This window comes from Granulicella aggregans (genome assembly GCF_025685565.1).
Lineage (GTDB): Bacteria > Acidobacteriota > Terriglobia > Terriglobales > Acidobacteriaceae > Edaphobacter > Edaphobacter aggregans_B.
Genome location: NZ_JAGSYE010000003.1, coordinates 726114 through 748351 on the forward strand (window position 1 = coordinate 726114; position 22238 = coordinate 748351).

General features: G+C 61.6%; 16 protein-coding genes. 10 read left to right on the top strand and 6 right to left on the bottom strand.

Translation table 11 applies throughout. The features are described from left to right. Positions 1-78: 78 nt before the first annotated feature. From OHL18_RS18300 to OHL18_RS18335, 8 genes are read left to right on the top strand one after another with little or no spacing between them, the layout of a single operon-like run. On the top strand, positions 79-1038 hold the full coding sequence (locus tag OHL18_RS18300; protein ID WP_263376315.1) for a proline racemase family protein: 960 nt from the start codon (positions 79-81) through the stop codon (positions 1036-1038). Next, positions 1038-2177 (top strand): NAD(P)/FAD-dependent oxidoreductase, encoded by a 1140-nt coding sequence (locus OHL18_RS18305; protein WP_263376316.1) that lies wholly within the window; start codon positions 1038-1040, stop codon positions 2175-2177. Before OHL18_RS18300 ends, OHL18_RS18305 begins: the two co-directional genes overlap by 1 nt. Continuing rightward, complete coding sequence (locus OHL18_RS18310; protein WP_263376317.1) at positions 2170-2421, top strand: (2Fe-2S)-binding protein; 252 nt, start codon at positions 2170-2172, stop codon at positions 2419-2421. Before OHL18_RS18305 ends, OHL18_RS18310 begins: the two co-directional genes overlap by 8 nt. Further along, on the top strand, positions 2418-3743 hold the full coding sequence (locus OHL18_RS18315) for an NAD(P)/FAD-dependent oxidoreductase (RefSeq protein WP_263376318.1): 1326 nt from the start codon (positions 2418-2420) through the stop codon (positions 3741-3743). The genes OHL18_RS18310 and OHL18_RS18315 overlap by 4 nt, the downstream gene beginning before the upstream one ends. After that, complete coding sequence (locus tag OHL18_RS18320; protein ID WP_263376319.1) at positions 3740-4669, top strand: dihydrodipicolinate synthase family protein; 930 nt, start codon at positions 3740-3742, stop codon at positions 4667-4669. Before OHL18_RS18315 ends, OHL18_RS18320 begins: the two co-directional genes overlap by 4 nt. Positions 4670-4671: 2 nt before the next feature. Further along, complete coding sequence (locus OHL18_RS18325; RefSeq protein WP_263376320.1) at positions 4672-6243, top strand: aldehyde dehydrogenase (NADP(+)); 1572 nt, start codon at positions 4672-4674, stop codon at positions 6241-6243. Beyond that, positions 6240-7787, top strand: coding sequence for an APC family permease (locus OHL18_RS18330; protein ID WP_263376578.1), 1548 nt, complete (start codon positions 6240-6242; stop codon positions 7785-7787). The genes OHL18_RS18325 and OHL18_RS18330 overlap by 4 nt, the downstream gene beginning before the upstream one ends. Continuing rightward, complete coding sequence (locus OHL18_RS18335; protein WP_263376321.1) at positions 7784-8545, top strand: GntR family transcriptional regulator; 762 nt, start codon at positions 7784-7786, stop codon at positions 8543-8545. Before OHL18_RS18330 ends, OHL18_RS18335 begins: the two co-directional genes overlap by 4 nt. 63 nt (positions 8546-8608) lie before the next feature. Here the strand turns inward: OHL18_RS18335 and OHL18_RS18340 are convergent, their stop codons facing one another. The 6 genes from OHL18_RS18340 to OHL18_RS18365 form a co-directional block, all read right to left on the bottom strand. After that, positions 8609-10438: a S8 family peptidase gene (locus OHL18_RS18340; protein WP_263376322.1), complete on the bottom strand. Its 1830-nt coding sequence runs from the start codon at positions 10436-10438 to the stop codon at positions 8609-8611. Positions 10439-10744: 306 nt separating this feature from the next. Beyond that, positions 10745-11578 (bottom strand): ATP-binding cassette domain-containing protein, encoded by an 834-nt coding sequence (locus OHL18_RS18345; protein ID WP_263376323.1) that lies wholly within the window; start codon positions 11576-11578, stop codon positions 10745-10747. Beyond that, positions 11575-13209: an ABC transporter substrate-binding protein gene (locus tag OHL18_RS18350; protein WP_263376324.1), complete on the bottom strand. Its 1635-nt coding sequence runs from the start codon at positions 13207-13209 to the stop codon at positions 11575-11577. Before OHL18_RS18350 ends, OHL18_RS18345 begins: the two co-directional genes overlap by 4 nt. Continuing rightward, positions 13206-13994, bottom strand: coding sequence for an ABC transporter permease subunit (locus tag OHL18_RS18355; protein WP_263376325.1), 789 nt, complete (start codon positions 13992-13994; stop codon positions 13206-13208). The genes OHL18_RS18350 and OHL18_RS18355 overlap by 4 nt, the downstream gene beginning before the upstream one ends. Continuing rightward, on the bottom strand, positions 13991-14866 hold the full coding sequence (locus OHL18_RS18360) for an ABC transporter permease subunit (protein ID WP_263376326.1): 876 nt from the start codon (positions 14864-14866) through the stop codon (positions 13991-13993). The genes OHL18_RS18355 and OHL18_RS18360 overlap by 4 nt, the downstream gene beginning before the upstream one ends. After that, a complete protein-coding gene (locus tag OHL18_RS18365; RefSeq protein WP_263376327.1) occupies positions 14863-17316 on the bottom strand; it encodes an HD domain-containing phosphohydrolase in 2454 nt (817 codons plus the stop codon). Before OHL18_RS18365 ends, OHL18_RS18360 begins: the two co-directional genes overlap by 4 nt. A 353-nt stretch (positions 17317-17669) precedes the next feature. Here OHL18_RS18365 and OHL18_RS18370 point away from each other — a divergent pair, with 353 nt between their 5' ends. Together OHL18_RS18370 and coxB are read left to right on the top strand one after the other, a co-directional pair. After that, positions 17670-21056, top strand: a complete 3387-nt coding sequence (locus tag OHL18_RS18370) for a S41 family peptidase (protein ID WP_263376328.1) — start codon at positions 17670-17672, stop codon at positions 21054-21056. A 166-nt stretch (positions 21057-21222) separates the two neighbouring features. Next, complete coding sequence (gene coxB, locus OHL18_RS18375) at positions 21223-22236, top strand: cytochrome c oxidase subunit II (RefSeq protein WP_263376329.1); 1014 nt, start codon at positions 21223-21225, stop codon at positions 22234-22236. The last annotated feature ends 2 nt before the right edge of the window (positions 22237-22238 follow it).

The following is a 22238-nucleotide window of genomic DNA, read 5'->3' on the forward strand; positions in this document are numbered from 1 at the left end:
TCGGTCTCATCCTTGGCAGGAAATTTCGCGGCAAATCCTATTAATTTTTTGTATCCAATCTCGTCTACAATTCTCAGCATGGTTGAAACTGTACCTGCGCCGAGCCGAGTTCGCGCCATTGATTCCCATACCGAGGGCGAGCCGACGCGCGTCATCGTCGAAGGCGGCCCGGATCTGGGTACCGGCACTCTGGCCGAGCGCGTACAGATCTTCAAGACGCGCTTCGACCACTTCCGCTCGGGCACGGTCTGCGAGCCACGCGGTTCCGAAGTCGTCGTCGGGGCTCTGCTCTGCGAACCTCAAGACCAAGCAGCCGTCGCTGGAGTCATCTTCTTCAACGATGTCGGCTACCTGGGCATGTGCGGCCACGGGACGATGGGAGTCGTCCGCACGCTGGCGTATCTTGGCCGCATTGGGCCCGGCAGTCATCTCCTCGAAACGCCCGTCGGCATGGTGCAGGCAGAGCTGCACAGCGACATGAGCGTCTCGGTCCGCAACGTTCCCAGCTATCGTTACCGCGCTTCAGTACCGGTTGAAGTGCCCGGCATCGGCCCGTTGCCCGGCGATATCGCATGGGGCGGAAACTGGTTCTTCCTCATCGGCGAACATCCCTTCGAGCTGGTGGCCAAGAACCGCGATCAGCTTGTCGGAGCGACCAAGGCGATCCGTTCCGCGCTCGAGCAGCAAGGCATCACAGGCAAGGACGGCGCGCCCATCGACCACATCGAACTCTTCGCTGCGCCCGTTTCATCGGTAGCCTCAAGCCGAAACTTTGTACTCTGTCCCGGAGCGTCCTTCGACCGCTCGCCCTGCGGCACCGGCACCAGTGCAAAGATGGCCTGCCTCTACGCCGATGGAAGGCTGGCAGCGGGCGAGGTGTGGCAGCAGGAGGGCATCCTCGGGACATGCTTTACCGGTTCCGTGCAGCCCGAAGGAGATTGCGTGCTGCCCACCATCACTGGCCGCGCATGGATCACAGCGGACACCACCCTGATCTTCGATTCATCCGATCCCTTCGCGGGAGGCATCGACTTCTGATGGAATCACGCGTTGCTATCGAGACTTTCGACGTCCTGATTCTAGGGGCAGGCATCGTCGGTTCAGCCTGCGCGCTGGAGTGCGCGCAGGCGGGGCTTCGCGTTGGCATCGTGGAGTGCGCGGTCCCCGGCGGCGCGACTACGGCTGCCGGCATGGGCCACGTCGTAGTGATGGACGACTCTTCCGCACAGTTCGCGCTTACCTGCTACTCGCGCAGTCTTTGGCAGACACTCGCTCCACGCCTTCCGCAAAACGTGGAGTACGAGCAGTGTGGCACGTTGTGGGTAGCCAATGACGACGAGGAGATGGCCGAGGTCGAATCGAAGCATTGCGCTTACCGTCGCTGCGGAATTACCGCAGAGATATTGACCTCGGTGGACGTGGCGCAGGAGGAACCGAACCTGCGCGCGGGCCTCGCGGGCGGTCTTCTGGTGCCGGACGACGGGGTGATCTATCCTCCGCCAGCAGCGGAGTTCTTTCTTGCCTCTGCTCAGCTTCTGGGCGCGGTCCTGCTTAGGGGTAAAGCCGCTGCCGCGCTCGACGCCGGCGACGTCGTCCTCGAAGATGGGACACGGCTGGCGGCCAGGCAGATCGTCGTCGCGACAGGCACGGACCTCCGGCTTCTGCCATGGCTGCCGCTGCAGAAGCGTAAGGGGCACCTCGTCATCACGGACCGCTATCCGGGATTTGTCCGCCATCAACTTGTGGAGCTTGGCTACCTGAGGAGCGCGCACAAGTCGACCGCAGACTCGGTTGCCTTCAACGTGCAGCCGCGACGCACCGGACAGTTGCTGCTTGGCTCGTCGCGGCAGTACGGCGATGAAGATCCGGGGATCGACACGGGCATCCTGAACCGCATGATCGAGCGCGCGCAGAGCTACATGCCCGGGCTCGCCAACCTCTCGAGCCTGCGCGTGTGGACTGGCTTCCGCGCCGCCACTCCGGACAAACTTCCGCTGATCGGGCCAACGGATGAGCCGGGTGTCTTCGTCGCCGTTGGGTTTGAAGGTCTCGGCATCACCAACGCCCCGGGAGCAGCACGGCTGTTGACCGATCATCTGCTGGGGCGGCCATCGGTGATCGACCCGACGCCTTACCTGCCGTGCCGTGTGCATGCGATGGGGGCGAGCCATGACTAAACGCGCCGTCTTTACCGTCTGGCTGAACGGCGCAGCAGTCCGCGTGCCGGCAGGGACGATGGCGAGCTCAGTATTTCTAAACTCCAGCACCCCCTCGCGCGTCTCCATCCTTGGGGAGAGGCGTGCGGCCCTCTGCGGCATGGGCATATGCTTCGAGTGTCGCGCGGTTGTCGATGGCGTTCCGCATCGTCGTACCTGCCAGCTTCTGTGTTGTGAAGGCATGAGGCTGGAGTCGCAGCCATGACCGCAACTGTGGCCTTCGCGAGAGAGGTGGATGTACTGGTCGTGGGCGCAGGTCCGGCAGGACTTGCCGCCGCGACGGCTGCGGCTAACAGCGGGGCCGAGGTGCTGGTGCTCGACGACAACTCTGCAGCGGGCGGACAAATCTGGCGTAACGGTATCGACATCTCAAAGAAGAGCGGCTCGTCTCTGCGTAGCAAGACCATCGCGGAATTTCAACGCTCGGAGGCTGAAGTTCTCTATGGCAGAGCGGTCTTCGACGCGCCCCATGCGAAGACGCTGCGGACCTACTGTGAGGCATCCGGCGAGATCGAGACATACGTGTGGAAGCGGTTGATTCTTGCGACCGGAGCGCGGGAGCGTTTCCTTCCCTTCCCCGGCTGGACACTGCCTGGGGTCTTCGGCGCGGGTGGTCTACAGGCGCTGGTGAAGGGCGGCTACTCGGTTGCGGGAAGGCGCATCGTCGTAGCGGGCACCGGGCCGCTGCTACTCGCGATCGCTGTCTATCTGCAGGATGCAGGAGCGGAGATCGTCGCCGTGGCGGAGCAGGCTAGTCTGAGCGCTCTTGTTCCATTTGCCGCCGGTTTGCTTGGCCAGCCTTCAAAGCTGTTACAGGGGGCGCGCTATCGTGCCGCACTTGGCAACGTGCCGTATCAAACCGGCTGTTGGCCCGTCGCCGCAGAAGCCAACACTGCGCTAAGAGCTGTACGGCTTACCGATGGCAACGAGACATGGACTGAGCCCTGCGATCTGCTCGCGTGCGGCTTTCACCTGGTTCCCAACACGGAGCTCGCAGTGATGCTGGGATGCGCTCTTGCCGGGGACTTCGTCGCGGTCAATGACACGCAAAAGACGTCCCAGGAGCCTATCTATTGCGTGGGAGAGCCAACGGGTATCGCCGGCCTTGATGCGGCGCTGGTGCAGGGACGGATCGCCGGTCTGGCCGCAACTGACAAGCTCGACGAGGCGACAGCACTCTATGGACTCCGTGACCGCGAGCAGAGCTTCGGCCGTAGACTTGACCGCGCCTTTACGCTGCGCCCGGAGCTTCTCAACCTTGCGCAGCCGGACACCATCGTCTGCCGCTGCGAGGACGTCCGCTACAAACAGCTTCAGCCCTATTCCACATGGACGGACGCGAAGCTGCAGACACGCTGTGGCATGGGCCCGTGCCAGGGGCGCATCTGCGGACCGGCGGTGCAGACGCTCTTCGGCTGGCGCAACACCTCGGTGCGACCACCTCTCTTTCCTATCCCTCTTGCGGCGTTGACGACCTCCGCCTCTACAACATCACACGAAATCACTGAACTTCAGGAGACTTTATGAACTGGTACGGCGTTATGCCCGCAATGACGACTCCCTTCAACAGCGACCTCACCGTCGATCACGCCTTCCTCGCGCAGCACGCCGCATGGCTGCTGGAGAATGGCTGCACTGGCCTGGTCATGCTGGGCTCGCTTGGCGAAGGCGCGACGCTTGAGCATGAGGAGAAGCTCGCCATTCTGAAGACCGCCGTAGAGGTCTCCGAGACGACGAAGACGCCGGTCGTTGCGGCGATCTCAGCACTGTCCACCAAACATGCCGTGCAGCTTGCGCGGGAGGCTGAAGCGGCCGGATGCAGCGGCCTGATGGTGTTGCCGCCTTATGTCTACACCTCCGACTGGCGCGAGATGAAGCACCACGTCTCCACCGTCATCGCCGCGACGAAGCTGCCTTGCATGCTTTACAACAACCCAGTCGCGTATAAGACGGACTTCCTTCCCGAACAGATCCTTGAACTTGCGAATGAGCACGCCAACCTCGAAGCCGTAAAAGAATCGAGCGCGGACGTACGCCGGGTTGCCGCCATTCGGTCACTGCTTGGCGATCGCCTCAGCATCTTTGTCGGCGTCGACGATCTGCTGGTCGAAGGCGTCGCAGCGGGAGCCGTGGGCTGGGTCGCGGGGCTGGTCAACGCCTATCCTGCGGAGTCTGTCGAGCTCTTCAACTTGGCACGCGCGGGCAAGCATGACGAGGCGTTCGCTCTCTATCGCTGGTTCCTCCCGTTGCTGCGCATGGACACCGTGCCGAAGTTCGTGCAGCTTATCAAGTGGGTGCAGGGCCAGACCGGCACGGGCACAGCGACGGTGCGCGCTCCCCGGCTTGAGATCGCTGGAGCAGATCTAGAAGAAGCACAGGCAGTGCTGAAGGCTGCGCAGGCGAATCCGCCCGCGATTAAGTCCACACCGTTGGCCGCATTGCAGGAGGCATAGCCATGAGCAACGCAATCGCAGCAGAGCTTCAAGGAAGATCGTTGATCGCCGGGGAGACGGCACAGGCAGGCGGCGCTGCTTTCACTGGATACAATCCCGTGGATGGCCGCGCGCTTGAGCCATCGTATCTCTCCGCAAGCACCACAGACGTAGACAAGGCCGTCGCAGCGGCCACGTCAGCCATCGACATCTTTGCGAACACTTCGGGTGTAGAGCGGGCCGCGTTGCTTCGCGCCATCGCGGATGGCCTTGACGCTGCCGCGCCGGAGTTGATCACACGAGCCAATCTTGAGACTGCTTTGCCAATCCCTCGGCTCACCGGCGAAGTCGCACGCACCAGCGGGCAGATGCGGCACTTCGCAACGGTGCTTGAAGAGGGATCCTGGGTGTCGGCGCGCATCGAGACGGCTGATCCCGCGCGGACGCCACCGAAGCCAGACCTCCGCTCGATGCTGCGTCCGCTTGGGCCGGTAGTTGTCTTCGGTGCCAGCAACTTTCCGCTGGCATTTTCAGTCGCGGGTGGCGATACCGCATCGGCGCTTGCAGCGGGCAATCCCGTCATCGTCAAGGCACATCCCGCGCATCCCGGCACCAGCGAACTCGCGGGCATCATCATCAACGAAGCTATCGAGAAGTGCGGGCTACCCAGTGGCGTCTTCTCTCTGCTCTTCGACGCGGGACACGATGTGGGAGCGACATTGGTGCAGCATGCGGACGTGAAGGCTGTCGGCTTCACCGGCTCGTTTCGCGGAGGACGAGCACTGATGAATCTTGCGGCGAAGCGCACCGTGCCTATCCCCGTCTATGCGGAGATGGGCAGCACCAACCCGGTGTTCATCCTTCCGGGCGCACTTGCCGAACGCAGAGAGGCGCTGGCCAAGGGGCTGCATGGATCGTTCACGCTGGGCGGAGGGCAGTTCTGCACCAAGCCGGGGCTGGTCTTCGCCGCGCAGGACGAGGTCTTCACCACGACGCTTCGCGCGAGCGTAGAGTCGACAGCACCGTTCTCTCTGCTGACCAAGGGCATCTCGCAGAACTTCGCGACTTCCGTCGAAGAACGCGGCGGTCTTCGCACATCGCACGGTTCACAGGCAGGAGAGGGCTTCTCCGCGCAGGTTGCGCTACTTGAGACGACGGGGGATGTCTTCCTCGCTGATCATTCTCTCGCGGAAGAGGTCTTTGGGCCGGCTACCTTGCTGGTCCATTGCAGCGGCAGCGAACAGATGCTCGAGGCCGCACGTAGCCTTGGAGGTCATCTCACAGCGACTGTTCTCGGCACTGAGCAGGACTTAGCCGATCGTGCAGACTTACTGCGTGTGCTGGAGACGCGCGTGGGCCGTGTGATCTTCAACACCTTCCCCACAGGCGTCGAAGTGAATCATGCCATGGTGCACGGGGGCCCGTACCCGTCTACCTCCGACGGACGCTCCACCTCTGTTGGCAGCCAGGCGATCTTTCGTTTTACACGGCCCGTTTCCTATCAGGGGCTGCCGCAGTCGGCCCTGCATCCCGCGTTGCAGGACGGCAACCCGCTTGGCATCCTTCGCCTGTGGAACGGGGCGTGGCAGAGATGACGATCCCCCCGGCCAGGGTCACCGAAGGGCTTCCGCCGCAGAACAATCAAGCCACTCCGCAATTTGTAACCGGAATGGGACTTTATTCGGCGACCGCCATCGTAATGGGGTCGATGATCGGTTCGGGCATCTTCATCGTCCCGGCAGATATGAGCCGGACGTTGGGTTCGCCTGTGTTGTTGATCGGGGCGTGGTTGCTGACCGCGGTGATGACCCTCATCGGGGCTCTCAGCTATGGCGAGCTGGCGGCCATGATGCCCAAGGCAGGCGGGCAGTATGTCTATCTGCGCGAGGCGCTTGGGCCGATCTGGGGATTTCTGTACGGCTGGACGCTCTTCCTCGTGATTCAGACAGGCACGGTCGCGGCGGTGGGCGTGGCCTTTGGCAAGTTCCTAGGCGTCTTCTTTCCCGCAGTGAGCAAGAGCAACTGGCTTTGGCATCACGGTACGGGCAACGTCGGGTTGAACACGGCGAATCTCGTCGCCATCGCCATGATTACGCTGCTCACACTGTTGAATACCTTCGGTATAAAGTTCGGCGCGCTGGTGCAGAACATCTTCACCTCGGCCAAGGTATTGGCGCTCTTCGGTGTGATCGTGGTGGGGCTCGTCGCGCGCAATGCCACAGCGATTGCGTTGAACTTCGGAGCAGGATGGCAGCAGTTCTGGTCGGGCGCGGGATGGCATACGCTTCATGCGGTGCAAGTGGGAGAGCACGGCCCGACCGCGCTGGTTGGGCTCCTAACGGTGGTTGCGGTCGTGCAGGTCGGCTCGCTCTTCTCTTCGGACTCATGGCATAACGTCACCTTCACGGCGGGCGAGATCAAAGACCCGAAGCGCAACCTGCCGTTGTCCCTGGTTATCGGCACCGGCGTCGTATTGCTGCTCTACCTGCTCTGCAACTTCGTTTATCTCGCTGTGCTGCCGTTGGCGGGCGATGCCCACGCAGCTACTATCGCCGGACGCGGCATCCAGTTCGCCACGGAAGACCGCGTTGGCACTGCGGTGATGGAATCGGCGTTCGGCAGCATGGGCGCGAGGCTGATGGCTGCGGTCATCCTCGTCTCGACCTTCGGCTGCATGAACGGCCTGCTACTTGCCGGGGCGCGTGTCTACTACGCGATGAGCCAGGATGGTCTCTTCTTCAAGTCCGTCGGCAGGCTCAGTCCGAAGTCGAAGGCACCGGTCAACTCGCTTTGGCTGCAGTGGGCGTGGACGTGCCTGCTGTGCCTGAGTGGAAGCTACAACGATCTGCTGGACTACGTCATCTTCGCTGTTCTGATCTTCTACATCCTCACCATCTTCAGCTTATTCGTTCTGCGCCGCACGCGGCCCGATGGGCCACGGCCATACCGGGCGATCGGCTACCCTGTACTGCCCGCGGCGTACATCGTGATGGCCGCATGGATCTGTTACGTGCTGCTGCGCTACAAGCCGCAGTACACCTGGCCGGGGCTGATCATCGTGTTGCTGGGAGTGCCGGTCTACCTGCCGTGGAAGTGGCGCATCTCCGCAAAGCTCGCGGCTTCGCAGGAGCTGCGATGACAACACGCAAAGGCAACCTGCCCGCTTTGAAGAGCAGGCCGACCCGAACTGCGAAGCAGCCCGCGAAGGCACAGCACGGCACCAGCCTGGCCACCGCGTTCCGCGATATTCGTGATCTGATCGTGCACGGCAAGATGTCGCCGGGAACGTGGATCGTCGAGTCAGATGTGGCCGAGCGTCTGAATATGAGCCGAACGCCGGTGCGCGCCGCCATCCAACGACTACAGCGTGAAGGTTACGTGATGGAACATCGCAATGTGGCCAAGTCTCGGATGATCGTTGCGCCATTGACGAAGGAGGATGCGAACGAGCTGTATACGATCGTTGGTCACACGGAGGGCGTCGCAGGACGGAACCTCGCACAGATGCCTGTCGCCGCGAGACGAGAGATTGCGGCGAAGCTGAAGGCGATCAACGAGAAGCTGCTCGCGATTGCAGAGGGACGCGGGGGCAGGCAAGGTGAGATCTTCGAGCTTGATCGCGACTTCCATAAACTGATCGTCGAGGCCGGCGCAGGTCCGCGACTCGCCACGCTTCACGCTGCCATCATTCCGCAGACCGAGCGCTACTGGCGGCTCTACGCGAGCTCCATCATCAACGATCTTCACCTTTCGGTGGCGGAGCATGCGGGCATCATCGCGGGCGTGGTCGCAGGAGACGCGGACGCGGTAGAGCTCGGCCTGCAACAAAACTGGATCAAGGGCGCCGCGCGGCTCGGCCGTGTCATCGATATCTTCGGCGAACGCGGAAGCTGGTAGACAGGCTAACGCGCAGAGGCCGCCTCAAAGGGCGGCCTCTACGCATGGATTGAAGCGGGTTCGTTAGTAGAGAAGCGGAGAGATCGAAGCCGAAGGATCGATCGGGCCGGAGTTGTCCTTGCCCCACAGAGCGGTTGCGGCATCGGGCGTTCCCTTACCCCAGAGAGCTGTCTTGCCCCAGAGAGCGGTGAAGGCGTTCGGATCTTCCTTGCCCCAGAGGGCCGTCTTGCCCCAGAGTGCCGTCTCACCGTTGACTGTCTCAAAGGCAGTCGCGCCGTAGACGCTTGACGCGCTCCAGATGTCAGCCTTGCCCCACAGAGCCGTCTTGCCCCAGAGAGCCGTCTGGTCCGTGATGATGTAGGTGTTGCCGGTGTTGGGATCGAAGCTGGCGATGGGAGACATCGCGGTGCCGGAGGGAACGTTACCATTGTGGACACGAGCAGCGTTGATGGCCGCGTTGATGTCCAGGTAGCCAGCGCCGATGGTGAAGATGTCGTAGTTCGCCGTGTAGAGAACGCCGCCATCGGTAACGCTGCTGGTCTGCGGGAAGTAGGAGCGGTCTGCATTTTGCATCAGCAGTGCCTTCACCTGGTCGGGACCGAGGCTGGGTGCTGCCTGGATCATGTCGGCCACGGCGCCGCTGGTGACGCCTGCAGCCATGCTGGTTCCGCTCAGCGGGAAGTAGGTCGCCGACGGAGTGGTCGCACTGCCGTTGCGCTCATAGAACGAGAGCGGCGTGATGAACGTCGGGTTCGCGATCGAGAGAGGATCGTTGGGGAACTTGCTGCTGATGACCAGGTTGCCCGGAGCGACGATGTCCGGCTTCACTACCTGGTCCATGAACGACGGGCCCTTGGAGCTGTAGCTCGCGATCAGGTCGTCCTGCACGGTGGGAGTCTGCATGGTGCGCATCGCGCCCACGGTGACGACGTAAGGATCGTTGCCCGGAGCGTTGATGGTGCCGTAGCCTTCGGGGTTGAGGTTCAGGTCGCGGCCATCGTTACCGGCGGCGACGACGACCACGATGCCAGCCTTCCATGCCTGCTCCACCTCCTGGCAGAGGGGGTCCTGGGTGTAGCTTTCGAAGATGGGGCGGCCCAGCGAGAGGTTGATGACGCGGATGTTGTAGACATCCTTAAGGGCGATGGCGCGGTCGATGGCGGCGATGACCGAAGAGTCCGTGCCTTCGCCGTTGGCATCGAGAGCGCGAAGGTTGATCAGGTGCGCGTTCGGAGCGGAGCCGAAGAAGGTGCGGAAGTAGCGGAGACCAAGCGAGTTCGAGCCATTGCCTGCAATCAGGCCAGCGACGTGGGTGCCATGGCCGTACATGTCGTTGGTCGTGTTGTCCGTAGTAACGAAGTTCTCGTTGTAGACGACGCGATTGCCGAGCAGGTTGTTGAGAAATGCCGGAAGTAGGGGGCTGAGGGAGAGATCGTTGACGGCGTTGATGCCGCTATCGATGACGGCGATGCCGACGCCGGTGCCGATGTATCCCTTGGCCCATGCCTGAGGCGCGTTGATGGGCTCGATGGTGTACTCGGGCGCGGCGAAGGGGACTTCGCGGGCGCTGACCTTGCGGTCGATCGAGATGTAGCTGACCTCGGGATCGTTCGCGACGGCAGCCAGCATATAAGCAGGCATATCGGCGGAGATACCGTGGATGAGGTGCATCTGCTGCTTTACGGAGCCGCCGTTCAGGCGAATGCTGTCGGCTTGCGACTGGGTCGTGTCGTGCTTGTACTGAATGATGACCGGGACCTTCTGGAAGGGTGCGGCCGAAGTCAGGTCACGGGAGAGCTTCGACGCCTGAACGCCCTGGCCGAACGCAATGGCCGCCGATGGGAGAGAGACCAATACAGTCATGGAAAGGAGAAGACGCTGCAAGCGATTCATAAGTGCTCCTGAATTTCTCATTCGGATATCTGATTTCGGATATCTGATTCGTCGTGTTGATCTAAGACGTTTAAGTTTGCTTGCTGCACGCACTGGAGTGGCCAGTTGCGCATTCAGCGGCGCGGCATGGCGACAGTTAGAGATCGCAACTTACCTATTCACCAGGCAACGAATGAAATCGTTTGCAGTTGCTCCTACCTGTTGCACTTTAGTGCATGCCTATTGGTGCGACCAATGGCTCCGAGGTGGGAGCACCACCCCGAAAGGTGTAAGTCCTAACTATTTTTGGGAGATTGCGGGCGAATTTTATGCGGACTTAGAGAGTTCTTTCGCGCCGCTCTGTCCCTGGCACGTCAGGAGGACATCGACGGGCACGGGAAGAGCGCCAAGGAGTGCGCGCGTCATAGGATGACGCGCCAGCCCAAGGTCTTTTACCGCAAGCGTCTCTACGATCTCTCCGGCGTCGAGCACAGCCATCCGGTCGCATAGTTGAACTACAGAGACTAGATCGTGCGAGATATAAAGCAACGCGGTTCCGTGCAACCGCGTGAGATGCCGGAGAAGCTCGACGATCTGGTTCTGCGTCACCGGATCGAGAGCGCTGGTTGGCTCATCGGCGATGATGATCGCGGGCCGATGCAGCAGCGCAAGCGCAATCAGGATGCGCTGCGCCTGTCCCACGCTGATCTGTGAGGGCCGGCGCGAGAGAAACTCCGCGTCGGTGGGTAGCTGGACCTCCGTGAGCACGGTAACGAGACGCTGCTTGAAGACCGACTGGCCGCCCTTGTTGTGAGCCTTCCAGGCATGGCTGAAGTGGTCGAGCAGACTGAGCGCGGGATTCAGTGCGGATAAAGGACTTTGCGGGATGAGAGCGATGCGATAGCCGCGGCGCTTGCGCCACTCGCGCTCCTTCAGCGTCAAAAGATTAAGACCGTCGAGAAGGACTTCGCCCTTCACCGTGCCTCCTCGCCATGGAAGCAGTCCCAGCAGCGAGAGGACGATGGTGCTCTTGCCTGCGCCGCTTGTTCCTACCAAAGCGAGTGCTTCACCCGGTTCCAGTTCGAACCGAACATCGTTCAACACAGCGCGATCCCCATACCGCGCCTGCAGGTCTACCTTTAGCAAGAGATGTCGCTTCATCGCGCCCCCTGCAGGTGGAGGCTTTCCACATTCCACACCACGCCGGGCTTCAGCACCGCTGGCTTCACGCCTTCGAGCTTCGGTGAGATTGCGTAGAGCGCGTTCGGATAGACAAGGTAGATGAAGGGCTGCTGGTCGGCAACGATCTGCTGGACGCGATCGACTGAGCGCTTGCGACCGGCCTCGGTCGGCGAGGTGGCCTGCTGCTGCATGGCCTTGTCGATCTCGGCCTCCCATGGGGTTGCGGGCGTCTTCTCAGAAGGGTTCCATTGGTGGTTTGGAGAGGAGCTCAACCACACGTTCATCATAGCGTTCGGGTCGGGGTCGACGTTTGAGATACCAAGCAGGCACGCCTCATAGTCCTGCGTATGCATCATGCGCTCGATGAGGGCGGGAAAGTCCAGGGCGACGACGGTCACGCGGATGCCCAGCGCGGCGAGGTCCTGCTGGATAAGCGTCGCCATCTTCATGCGCGCGGCGTTGCCTGAGTTGGTGAGGATAGAGAAGGCGACGGCGTGGCCCGTTGCATCCTCCAAATGTCCCGCGTTCATACGGAATCCGGCGTGGGCAAGGCCTGCCTTCGCCGCGGCAACGTCGAAGTGCGGCGCCGAGACGCTGCGGTTATACCAGGTAGCGTTTGCGGGCGAGATGAAGTTGTAAGCGGGAGTCGCGTGGCCTTCGTAAGCTACGCGCGCGAGATCTGCGCGATGGATCGCCTGCGAGATGGCAACACGGAAGGCCTGGCTTTGGAACCACGCCTTCTCCCATGCGGGGATGGGCGCGGCCGGGGACTGGTTGAACCAGATCTGTTCCGTGTTCAGCGAGGGTCCAAGATCGCGAACGCTTGAAGGAGACTTCTGTTTCAGCAGGTCATAGTAGTCCGGGGCCAGATCGTTGATGACGTCGTACTCTCCGCGTTGGAAGAGCCTGATCTCTTTCTCTGCGTTGTCCAGCACGTCGAGGCGAATGCTGCTCGCGGCTGCGGGACGGTCGCCTTCTTTGCCTTGAAAGTGCTCGTTCCTGCGCAAGCGAACGTACTGCGAGCGGCGATAGTCAGCGACTACATACGGGCCAGAGGTGACGCGGCCTTCGCTGGGGCGGTTGGCGGGTTCGATGGCAATCTCATCGAAGACCTTGCCGATGCCAACAACGGGCTTCGGGAGATGAACGACGACGGTGTGATCATCAGGCGTTGCGACCGTGACCCCAGCGGGCTCGACAAACTCTTCGGCGACCGGAGCGGCAGTTGCGGGAAGCAGAACGCGACGGATCGACCATGCGACGTCGTTCGCGGTGAGTTTGCTGCCATCAGAAAAGGTGAGATTGGGGCGGAGGACAAAGGTGATGTTCTTGCGATCCGGTGACAGGCTCCAGTTCTTCGCAAGCTGCGTCTCCACCTGCTGGTTGTAGCGATTGAAGCGAAGCAGCACGCCGGCGGTGAGATAGCGCACCTGCTCGGACTCTTCTTCATCCACCTTGGCGGGATCGAAGGATTTGGGATCGTAGCCGATGGTCCAGGCGAGTTCACCGGGCAGTCTTGGCGCGGCCTGCGCGCTCGCGACTTGCGCCACAGTTGCGGCTGTAAGCAATAGAGCGACGGAGCGGCCGAAGCGGAGAGCGTGCAACATCATGCCTCCCTCGCGGTGGATTCGAGAAGCAGCAAGGCCATGACGAGAACCGCAATGGGGAGATAGACCCAAGCTGTCCGCATCAGGATGGCGGAGTTGCCGAGTTCAAGCAACATGCCTCCCCATGACGGGAGCGGTTCGCCAACTCCAAGGCCGAGCGTGCCAAGGTTCGCCTCCGCGACCACGAAGGCGGGCACGCAGATGAGGAACTGAGGCAGCAACAGCGGCAGCAGGTTAGGCAGAACCTGCTTAGGAATCTGCCGAAGACGCATGCCGCCTGCGCGCGCATGGATCATCCACTCGGAGTTTCTAAGGCGCAGCGCTCCCTGATAAACCGCGCGGGCGCATGCCGGCCATCCAAGCGCGGCCAGAACTACGAACGTGATCAGGGCAGAGTGAGCGGGAGATGTGCTCAACGGCAGCATCGATCGCACCATCATCAGCAGGAAGAGCCACGGCAGCGCGAGAAAGACATCGCAGACCAACATCGTGAGTGTGCCGATACCTGCCGTGCTGAAAGCTGCAAGCAAACCCACACCCGCTGCCGCTGCAGTCGAGATGAAGGATGCAGCGACCGCGCCGGTGAGGCTCAAGAGAAACGCTGCGGAGACGCGAACGAGTCTATCGCGGCCCAGGGTGTCGGTGCCCGCGAGGTGCTGATGCGAAGCTCCTTCGAGAAGAGCGTTGCGGTCCTGCTCTGAGATTGCCCGGCCTGAGAATGTAACGATTCCAGTTGCAATCAGGATCATGGCGAGAAGCAGCCAGCCGGCGATGGAACGGAGTTTCATGCGCTCTGCCACTCCGTCGCACGACGCGATCCTGTACCGAATCCGCTGGCCGTAACCGCGATGGCCATCATCACCGTCACCGCAAGCAGGACGGGGAGGTCGCGATTCATCGCCGCGTTCCACGCAAGTTGCCCGATGCCCGGCGTGCTGAAGATCACCTCGACCGGGACCATCGCGCCGAGCGCCGTCAGGATCGAGAGCGTTGCCAGCGAGCCAAGCTGTGGCATGATTCCAGGCAATAAGTGAACGCGAATCAACTCCGGCGTGGGCACTCCCTGGGCGCGAGCGTGCAGCAGATGGGGATCGTTCCAGGCCTTGCGCAACATGCGGTCGAGAAACTTGAAGTCGCGCGCGGCAAGCAGCGTGGTCAAGACCAGCAGCGGGCCGCCGCTGTCTGCCAACAGGCAGACCGTTGCCATGGCACCGATCGGGACAGCGAGTAGAAGTGTGGATGTGAGGTGGCAGAGTCTGCCCGGAAGCGAGACCGGCGATCTTCCCCAGTTGGAGATCGTCGCGGTGCATCCGGCGATAAGCCATGCCAGAAGCATTGACTTCAGAAGCAGGCCTACGGTGACCGCCAGACGGGGCCGGACCAGTTCGACAACGGGGACCTCATACTGGCGTGAGACGCCAAGGTCCCGGCGCAGCAGACCACGTACTTCCGACCACAGCATGCCTCCGACCGAAGCACTGCGGGCCGCCTCTGCGGCAAGCTCATTGCGCGCGCCGTCCGCGTAGCGGGCATCCATCTCACGGGCATCGCTAAGGTAACCGGGAGCAAACCGCACCAGGACAATGGATCCAATCACCACCAGCAGGACTACCGTGGCCATGCGAAGCAGGCGACGAAGGAGGGTGCAGATCAGGTTCATACTGCGACGACCGGCTCCAACACAGCGCTTCGTTCGTCTGTTGAGCGGCTCCCGTGGAAGGCCCGTTTACTGCGGTACATCTTGCGATCGGCGACGCCAAGCAGCTGCTCTGCGTTCTCTCCATCGGCGGGGTAAGAGGCGAGGCCGATGCTGACCGAGACATCGTTATAGAGCTTGAGATCGATGCAGGCGCGCTGCACTGCCTTCTCCAGCATGTCGGCACAGGCCGCAGTCGAAGCGCCGTCCATTGCCGGGAAGAGGAAGACGAACTCGTCTCCGCCCATGCGGACGACGGTGTCCTGGTCGCGGCAGCACTGGCGGAACTCTTTCGCTACGAGCTTGAGCAGATCGTTGCCGACGAGATGTCCGTGGCGATCGTTGACGGCCTTGAAGGAGTTGAGATCGCATACGACGAGGGCGAAGCTTTGCATACTCAGCTGCGCGATCTCGATCTGCGCGTCCAGCTTCTGGAAGAAGTGGCGCATATTGCCAAGCTGCGTGAGGTGATCGACGTTCGCGTCCGACTCGGCAGAGCGGAAGCGCAGAGCGTTCTGCAGCGAGAGCGAGAACTTCGATTCGGTGGCCTGAAGGATACGGAGGTGGTCCTTGTGAAATGCGGCGTTGCCTTCCGCGTACAGCGAGAGCGCTCCAAGGACTGACCCATCGAGGTTGAACAGCGGGATCGAGATGGCGGAGCTGGTCGCGGTGAAGAGGCCGGTCTCGACGATGTAGTGCGGCTCGACGGTCGGATTGCCGTTGATGATCGGCCGCTGGTTCTCCGCCACCCAGCCGGATAGACCTTCACCCATGGGGACGAGCTGGGAGGTGAAGGCGCGGGCGAGCTCGCCATCCATATATTGCGTTGTCAGGAATTCATCCTGTCTGATGTAGACAGCGAAGCAGTTGAACGGGATGAGCAACCGGAGCTGCGTCGACATCATGGAGCTGGTCTCACGCGCACTCAACGAGCTTCCGAGCACCTGGCCCAGTTCGAAGATCGTGCGGGCCTCGCGGCTTGCGGCGGCGATGAGATTAAGCGAGTTCTGATGGTTGCCGGCAGCTTCGCGGATCTTGGAGTTCTTTTCGGCCGCGATGCTCTCCGCCTGGGTCGGCGCAAAGCCAGCGCCCGGCGCGAGACCGCGCGCGATCACGAGATCGACATTCAGCGGGGCCATGTCATGAATCTGCTGCCGCGCCATCTCTTCGAGCTGCAGATAGTTGGCATCGAGCAGGGCGACGATCTCCGGATCGAAGTGGATGCCGGCCTTGCTTCTGACCAGGTCCATGGCCTCGTTCAGCGGCAGCGGCTTGCGGTAGGGGCGCTCGGAGGCGAGCGCGTCGAAGCAGTCGACGACCGAGAGCAGACGAGCGCCGATGGGAATATCTGTCCCCTTCAGGCCGTCGGGATAGCCGCTTCCATCCCACGCTTCGTGATGCGAGCGCACGATGGGCACAACGGGATAGGGAAAGCGCACGCGCTCGAGGATGTCCGCACCCACGACGGGGTGGATCTTCATCTTTTCGAACTCTTCGAAGGTCAGCTTGCCGGGCTTGTTGATGATGTGCTCGGGCACCGCAAGCTTGCCGATGTCGTGCAGGAACGACGCGGTCAGCAGGGCCTGCATCATCGAGTGCTCGAGCTTCAGCATCTTGCCCAGTTCAGAGACATAGACGCGGACGCGCATCAGGTGGCGATGCGTGTTCTGGTCCTTGGCCTCGATAGCCATGGCGAGGCCTTCGATGGTCCGCAGATGCAGTTCCTCGGTGTCGATAGCGTGCTGTTCTCGATCGCGGATAATCGCCATCTGCGCGTTGTAGGCGCGGAAGATGGTGTAGACCATCGGGATCAGGAGCAGCGAGGTGAGCCAGCCGAAGCGCTCGCCGATGATATCTGCTGCGAACGCCAACATCGCGCCCACAAGATAGAAAGGAAGGTACCAGGTGAAGTTATTCCGCCACATCGTGTAGGGAGCTTCACGGAGATCCCAGGCGATGATGAGCGCAACTGGGATGGTATTGGCGAGAAAGTAGACCACCGCAGCGCAGGTGAGCGACGGAGCGATAGCGATGTGCCGCGCGAAGAGCTCAGAGTAGGTTACCCGGGCAAGTGCCGTGGCGGTGATTACGTTCGATACGTTGAAGACAATCTGGACCAGGGTGAAGGGCTTGAGAACTTTGAAACGGCACTGGGCGAGCACGCTCATCATCGCCAGCAGTAAAGCCTGCATGGGAGAGAGCTGGATGATGCCCAGGAAGATGAACGGGAAGTTCACGGACATGGTTCCGTCGGAGTTCGGCATCCCCACCTTCATGCCGGAGCTGAGAAGGACGGCGACGAGATAGACGGAGAAGTAGATCCAGTCACCGCTTGCGCCCCCACGGAACAAGTAGAGGCTCAGGCCGCCACTTGCGACGATCAGGGTCAGAAGAATCTTGGCGCGGAGCAGCAAGTCACACCTCGGGGAGTTCGTGAGACTGAGATCGTTATCGCGCCACCCTATTCCGGCGGCACTGGACGGCATATTCAGGCGACGAGGCAAAGAGCCTTATAGCCCTTAAGAAAAACACATAGGGTCACCAATTCGAATGTTTCTTTAGTTGTAGGGTGTACCGCTGGCGACTGACCGCCGGGTAACGAAACTGGCGGTAGCGGCTGTCTCCGCTCCCCGCAAACTGCTGCTGCACGTTACACTTATGGCATCAAGACGAACTTCAGACTGGAACCCCGGCGCGTAACTCCTGCATGGGGCTGATCTTCTTTTTTCGGGGCGAAAGCATCCCGCTGGAAATCATGGAGCGAATCATGTCACGTCGTCTGCCGCACGTCGTCTCTCTTCTCGCAGCCTTCATCGCTATCACAAGCTCCAGCTTCGCAGCTCCGCCGGTGCTGCTACGCAATCCTTCGATGAACAAGGACAAAGTCGCGTTTGTGTACGCCGACGACATATGGACAGCGCCGCGCGATGGCGGCGAGGCGGAGCGGCTTACGGTCGAGGGCTCCGTCACGGCTGGGCCGTACTTCTCTCCGGATGGAACCCGCATCGCTTACTCGGCGCGCGTGGGCGGGGCGAGCGATGTCTACCTGATCGACGCCAGCGGCGGCGTGCCAAAGCGGCTAACCTGGGACCCGGCGGGCAACCTCGCCAAGGGATGGACCGCGGATGGAAAGAGCGTCCTCTTCGCATCCGGCCGTACCAGCTATAGCGATTTCCCGCGGCTGTTCACCGCACACGCCGATGGCAGCGGCGTACCCGATACGCTGCCGCTACCGAGCGCCATCGACGGCTCCTACTCCGGCGATGGCAGGGCGATCGCCTACGTGCCGGTCGCACAGTGGCAGAACGCCTGGAAGCGTTATCGCGGCGGTCAGACGACGCCGATCTGGCTGATCGACCTGAAGTCGCTCGACCTGGTGAAGATTCCTCGCGAGAACTCGAACGACAGCCATCCGGTGTGGGTGGGCGATGTCGTGTACTTCCTCTCGGACCGCAACGGGCCCGTTTCGCTCTTCGCTTATGACACGAAGAGCAAGGCGGTCACCGAGTTGGTGCATAACAAGAGCTACGACATGAAATCGTTGAGCGGCGGCGCTGGCGGCCTGGTCTACGAGCAGTTCGGGTCGCTGCACATGTTCGATCCGGCGTCGAAGCAGGACCGCACCCTGTCAATCACGCTGCACGGCGATCTGCCGAAGCTGCGTCCGCACATCGCGGCGATTGCACCGCAGGAGATCAATAATGCGGCGCTCTCGCCGACCGGAGCTCGCGCGGTGTTTGAGGCGCACGGCGAGATCTTTACCGTGCCCGGCGAAAAGGGCGACACGCGCAACCTGACGCGGACGTCAGCCGTTGCGGAGCGCGATCCGGCGTGGTCGCCGGATGGCGAATCGATCGCCTACTTCAGCGACGCCTCGGGCGAGTATCAGCTCTACATCCGCGACCAGAATGGGCTGGCCTCTCCGAAGGTCATCGACCTCGGCCCCGATCCTTCGTACTTTTACAACCTGTCGTGGTCGCCGGACTCCAAGCGCATCGCCTATACCGACAAGCATCTTCGCCTCTTCTACGTCGACGTGGACGGCGGCAAGCCGGTTAAGGTGGACACGGCGATCTATGGCACCTTCGACCGCCCATTTGGCAGGGTCTCCTGGTCGCCGGACTCGAAGTGGATTACGTACTCTCGCGACCTTGAGAACCAGATTCACGCGATCTGGCTGTACTCCTTTGAGACGCACAAGTCGACCCAGGTGACCGATGGCATGAGCGACGCGCTGCGCCCGGTCTTCGATCCGAACGGCAAGTTCATTTACTTCCTTGCTTCGACCGACAATGGCCCGTCGACGGCGGGAATCGACCTCTCCTCGCTCGATCGCGCGACGACGAGCAGCCCGTACGTTGTGGTGCTGAAGAAGTACGGCACCTCGCCAGTTCCCCCGGAGAGCGACGACGAGAAGGACAAGAACGCGAAGAAGGACGACGACGGCAAGAAGGACGATAAGGCCGGCGATAGCGACAAGAAAGAAGGCGATAAGAAGGATAAGGACTCCAAGGACAAAGAGAAGGATTCCAAAGACGCGAAGAAGGACGACAAGCCGGTAGAGGTGGAGATCGAACTCGAAGGCATCGGCAATCGCATCCTCTCGCTGCCCGTGCCGGCACGGAACTATCTTGACCTCGCCGTGGGCAAGACCGGGGTTCTCTATCTTGGCGAAGGTGGCCCGGTCGGCCGGTCCTCGAGCGAGGACGATGCTCCGAACCTCCGTTCGTTATGGCGCTTTACGGTGGAGAAGCGAGACACGGAGGAGTTGCTGCGGAATCTGGACGCCTTCAATGTCTCCGCCAACGGGGAGAAGGCGCTCTACTCGCGGCATGATGGGTGGTTTGTCGTTTCCACCGGGGAGCTGAAGCCGGGATCACCAGACGGTTCCCCAGGCAAGCCGCTGAACCTCGGCGGCATGACGACCGAGATCGATCCCCGCGCGGAGTGGAAGCAGATGTATCACGAGACCTGGCGTATTGAGCGGGACTTCCTCTACGACCCGAAGACGCACGGCCTGAGCATCCCGAAGATCGAAGCGAAGTATCAACCTTATCTCGATGGCCTGTCTTCGCGCTCGGAGTTCACCTATCTCTCTGAGGAGATGCTGGGTGAGATCAGCATCGGCCACATGTTTGTCGGTGGCCCGCATGTGCCGGACAAGTCGCCACGGGTCGGCTTGCTGGGCGCCGACTATAAGGTCGAGGGGGATCGCTACAAGTTCGCCAAGATCTACAACGGCCAGAACTGGGAACCATCGCTGACCGCACCGCTCACGCTTCCGGGTATCAACGTCCGGGAGGGGATGTATCTCTTTGCGGTGAATGGGCGAGAGCTGCACGCCAGCGATAACCTTTACAGCTTCTTCGACGGCACGGCCGGCAAGCAGACCGTGCTGCACGTCGGCTGGAAGGCGGACGGTACCGGCGCGCGCGATGTGACCGTGGTGCCAACAGCGTCGGAACATGGCCTGCGAAATCTCGAGTGGATTAACGAGAACCGGCGCAAGGTCGACAAGATGAGCGGCGGCAAGGTCGCCTACATCTACATGCCGAACACGGCGGGCGCGGGTTATACCAACTTCAACCGGTACTTCTACGCACAGTTGAACCGGCAGGCGCTGGTGCTGGATGAGCGCTACAACGAGGGCGGCCTCATCGCCGACTACGTCACCAACGTACTGAGCCAGAAGCCACTGAGCGGCGCGATCGAGCGCGACGGCAAGCCGGTACACGATCCTGTCGGCGCGATCTTCGGGCCGAAGGCGATGATCATCAACCAGTCAGCGGGCTCGGGTGGTGACGCCATGCCGTGGTACTTCCGCAAGGCCAATCTGGGAACTCTGGTCGGGGTGAGGACCTGGGGCGGACTGGTTGGCATCGGTGGCTATCCTCAGCTGCTGGATGGCGGAGGCGTAACCGCGCCGCGATACGCGATCTACGGGCTGCACGGCGATTGGGAGGTAGAAGGCCATGGCATCGCGCCGGATGTCGAGGTGGAAGAGCTTCCCAAGGAGGTTGCCGCAGGCCACGACGCGCAGTTGGAGAAGGCGGTGCAGGTAGTGCTCGACCAACTGAAGGAACATCCCGTGCCGGAGATTCCGATCCCATCAGCGCCCAACTATCACCCCAACGACGGACTAGGAGTGCAGTGACGCTGGAAACGTTTCCGGAGGACAATTTCATCGAAAACTTTTCGGGATTTTCAACCGGCGCGTGACGCAAGTCACATCTGATGGCAGCGAAGGAGTTTAGACTGTAGACATAACTTCGTCTGTTTCTTCGTTGCTACCTCCACCCTAACCGGCTTTGTGGAGATATATGCCGATTCATCCAGTGTCGTCCGGCCTTGCGTTCGCCGTCACCTCGGACTTCCTGCAGAGCCCTACCACTACCTTTGCGCCTGCAGGAACGCCGGCTCACTCGGTCGTTGGTCTATCGTGGTTGGTCTATGGGATTACGGGCGGCATCTTCCTCGTCGTCGGCGGGCTGCTTGTCTACGCTCTCCTTCGGTTTCGGCACCGCCCCTCCTCGCCGAACGCGGATCAGGAGCCGGCGCAGGTGTATGGCAGCAACCAGATTGAGCTCTCCTGGACGGTCATTCCCATTTTGATCACGGTGATGCTCTTCCTGGCGACGACGCGTGTCATCTTCAGCACGGAGCACGCCGGGAAGTCGCCGGAGGCGCTCGACGTCACGGTAATCGGACACCAGTTCTGGTGGGAGTACCGGTATCCCAAGCTCGGCATTGTGACCGCGAATGAGCTTCACGTGCCGGTCAGCGACCCGAAACATCCGACGCCAACGTACCTGACGATGTCGTCGGCCGACACGGACCACAGCTTCTGGATTCCGCGGCTCGCCGGGAAGATGGACCTGATCCCGAACAAGGTTAACACCATGTGGATCGATCCAGAGGTGGCGGGACTCTATCTTGGCCAGTGCGCGCAGTACTGCGGCACGCAGCATGCCAAGATGCTGCTGCGGGTCTATGCGGATACGCCGGAGCAGTTCGCGGCGTGGGTCGCTCACCAGCAACAGACCGCTTCGCAGAGCCCTGACGCCGTCGAGGGCAAAGCGGTCTTCGAGCATAACGCGTGCATCAGTTGCCACACGGTCGCAGGCACGGTTGCGAACGGCCGGTTCGGGCCGGATCTGACTCACCTGGCCAGCCGCGACACCTTCGCCTCGGGCGCTGTTCCCCTCACCCGCGAGAATCTTCGGACGTTTGTCGACGACCCATCGCACTTCAAGCCCGGGGTTCTGATGCCGCCGATGCACCTGAACCAGCACGATCTTGACCTTGTGACCTCGTACCTCGTCACCTTGAAATAGTC

Bases quoted from the DNA above. Each gene is read 5' to 3' on its own strand.
- OHL18_RS18300 (WP_263376315.1), top strand. From the start codon at position 79: ATGGTTGAAACTGTACCTGCGCCGAGCCGAGTTCGCGCCATTGATTCC.
- OHL18_RS18305 (WP_263376316.1), top strand. From the start codon at position 1,038: ATGGAATCACGCGTTGCTATCGAGACTTTCGACGTCCTGATTCTAGGG.
- OHL18_RS18310 (WP_263376317.1), top strand. From the start codon at position 2,170: ATGACTAAACGCGCCGTCTTTACCGTCTGGCTGAACGGCGCAGCAGTC.
- OHL18_RS18315 (WP_263376318.1), top strand. From the start codon at position 2,418: ATGACCGCAACTGTGGCCTTCGCGAGAGAGGTGGATGTACTGGTCGTG.
- OHL18_RS18320 (WP_263376319.1), top strand. From the start codon at position 3,740: ATGAACTGGTACGGCGTTATGCCCGCAATGACGACTCCCTTCAACAGC.
- OHL18_RS18325 (WP_263376320.1), top strand. From the start codon at position 4,672: ATGAGCAACGCAATCGCAGCAGAGCTTCAAGGAAGATCGTTGATCGCC.
- OHL18_RS18330 (WP_263376578.1), top strand. From the start codon at position 6,240: ATGACGATCCCCCCGGCCAGGGTCACCGAAGGGCTTCCGCCGCAGAAC.
- OHL18_RS18335 (WP_263376321.1), top strand. From the start codon at position 7,784: ATGACAACACGCAAAGGCAACCTGCCCGCTTTGAAGAGCAGGCCGACC.
- OHL18_RS18340 (WP_263376322.1), bottom strand. From the start codon at position 10,438: ATGAATCGCTTGCAGCGTCTTCTCCTTTCCATGACTGTATTGGTCTCT.
- OHL18_RS18345 (WP_263376323.1), bottom strand. From the start codon at position 11,578: ATGAAGCGACATCTCTTGCTAAAGGTAGACCTGCAGGCGCGGTATGGG.
- OHL18_RS18350 (WP_263376324.1), bottom strand. From the start codon at position 13,209: ATGATGTTGCACGCTCTCCGCTTCGGCCGCTCCGTCGCTCTATTGCTT.
- OHL18_RS18355 (WP_263376325.1), bottom strand. From the start codon at position 13,994: ATGAAACTCCGTTCCATCGCCGGCTGGCTGCTTCTCGCCATGATCCTG.
- OHL18_RS18360 (WP_263376326.1), bottom strand. From the start codon at position 14,866: ATGAACCTGATCTGCACCCTCCTTCGTCGCCTGCTTCGCATGGCCACG.
- OHL18_RS18370 (WP_263376328.1), top strand. From the start codon at position 17,670: ATGTCACGTCGTCTGCCGCACGTCGTCTCTCTTCTCGCAGCCTTCATC.
- coxB (WP_263376329.1), top strand. From the start codon at position 21,223: ATGCCGATTCATCCAGTGTCGTCCGGCCTTGCGTTCGCCGTCACCTCG.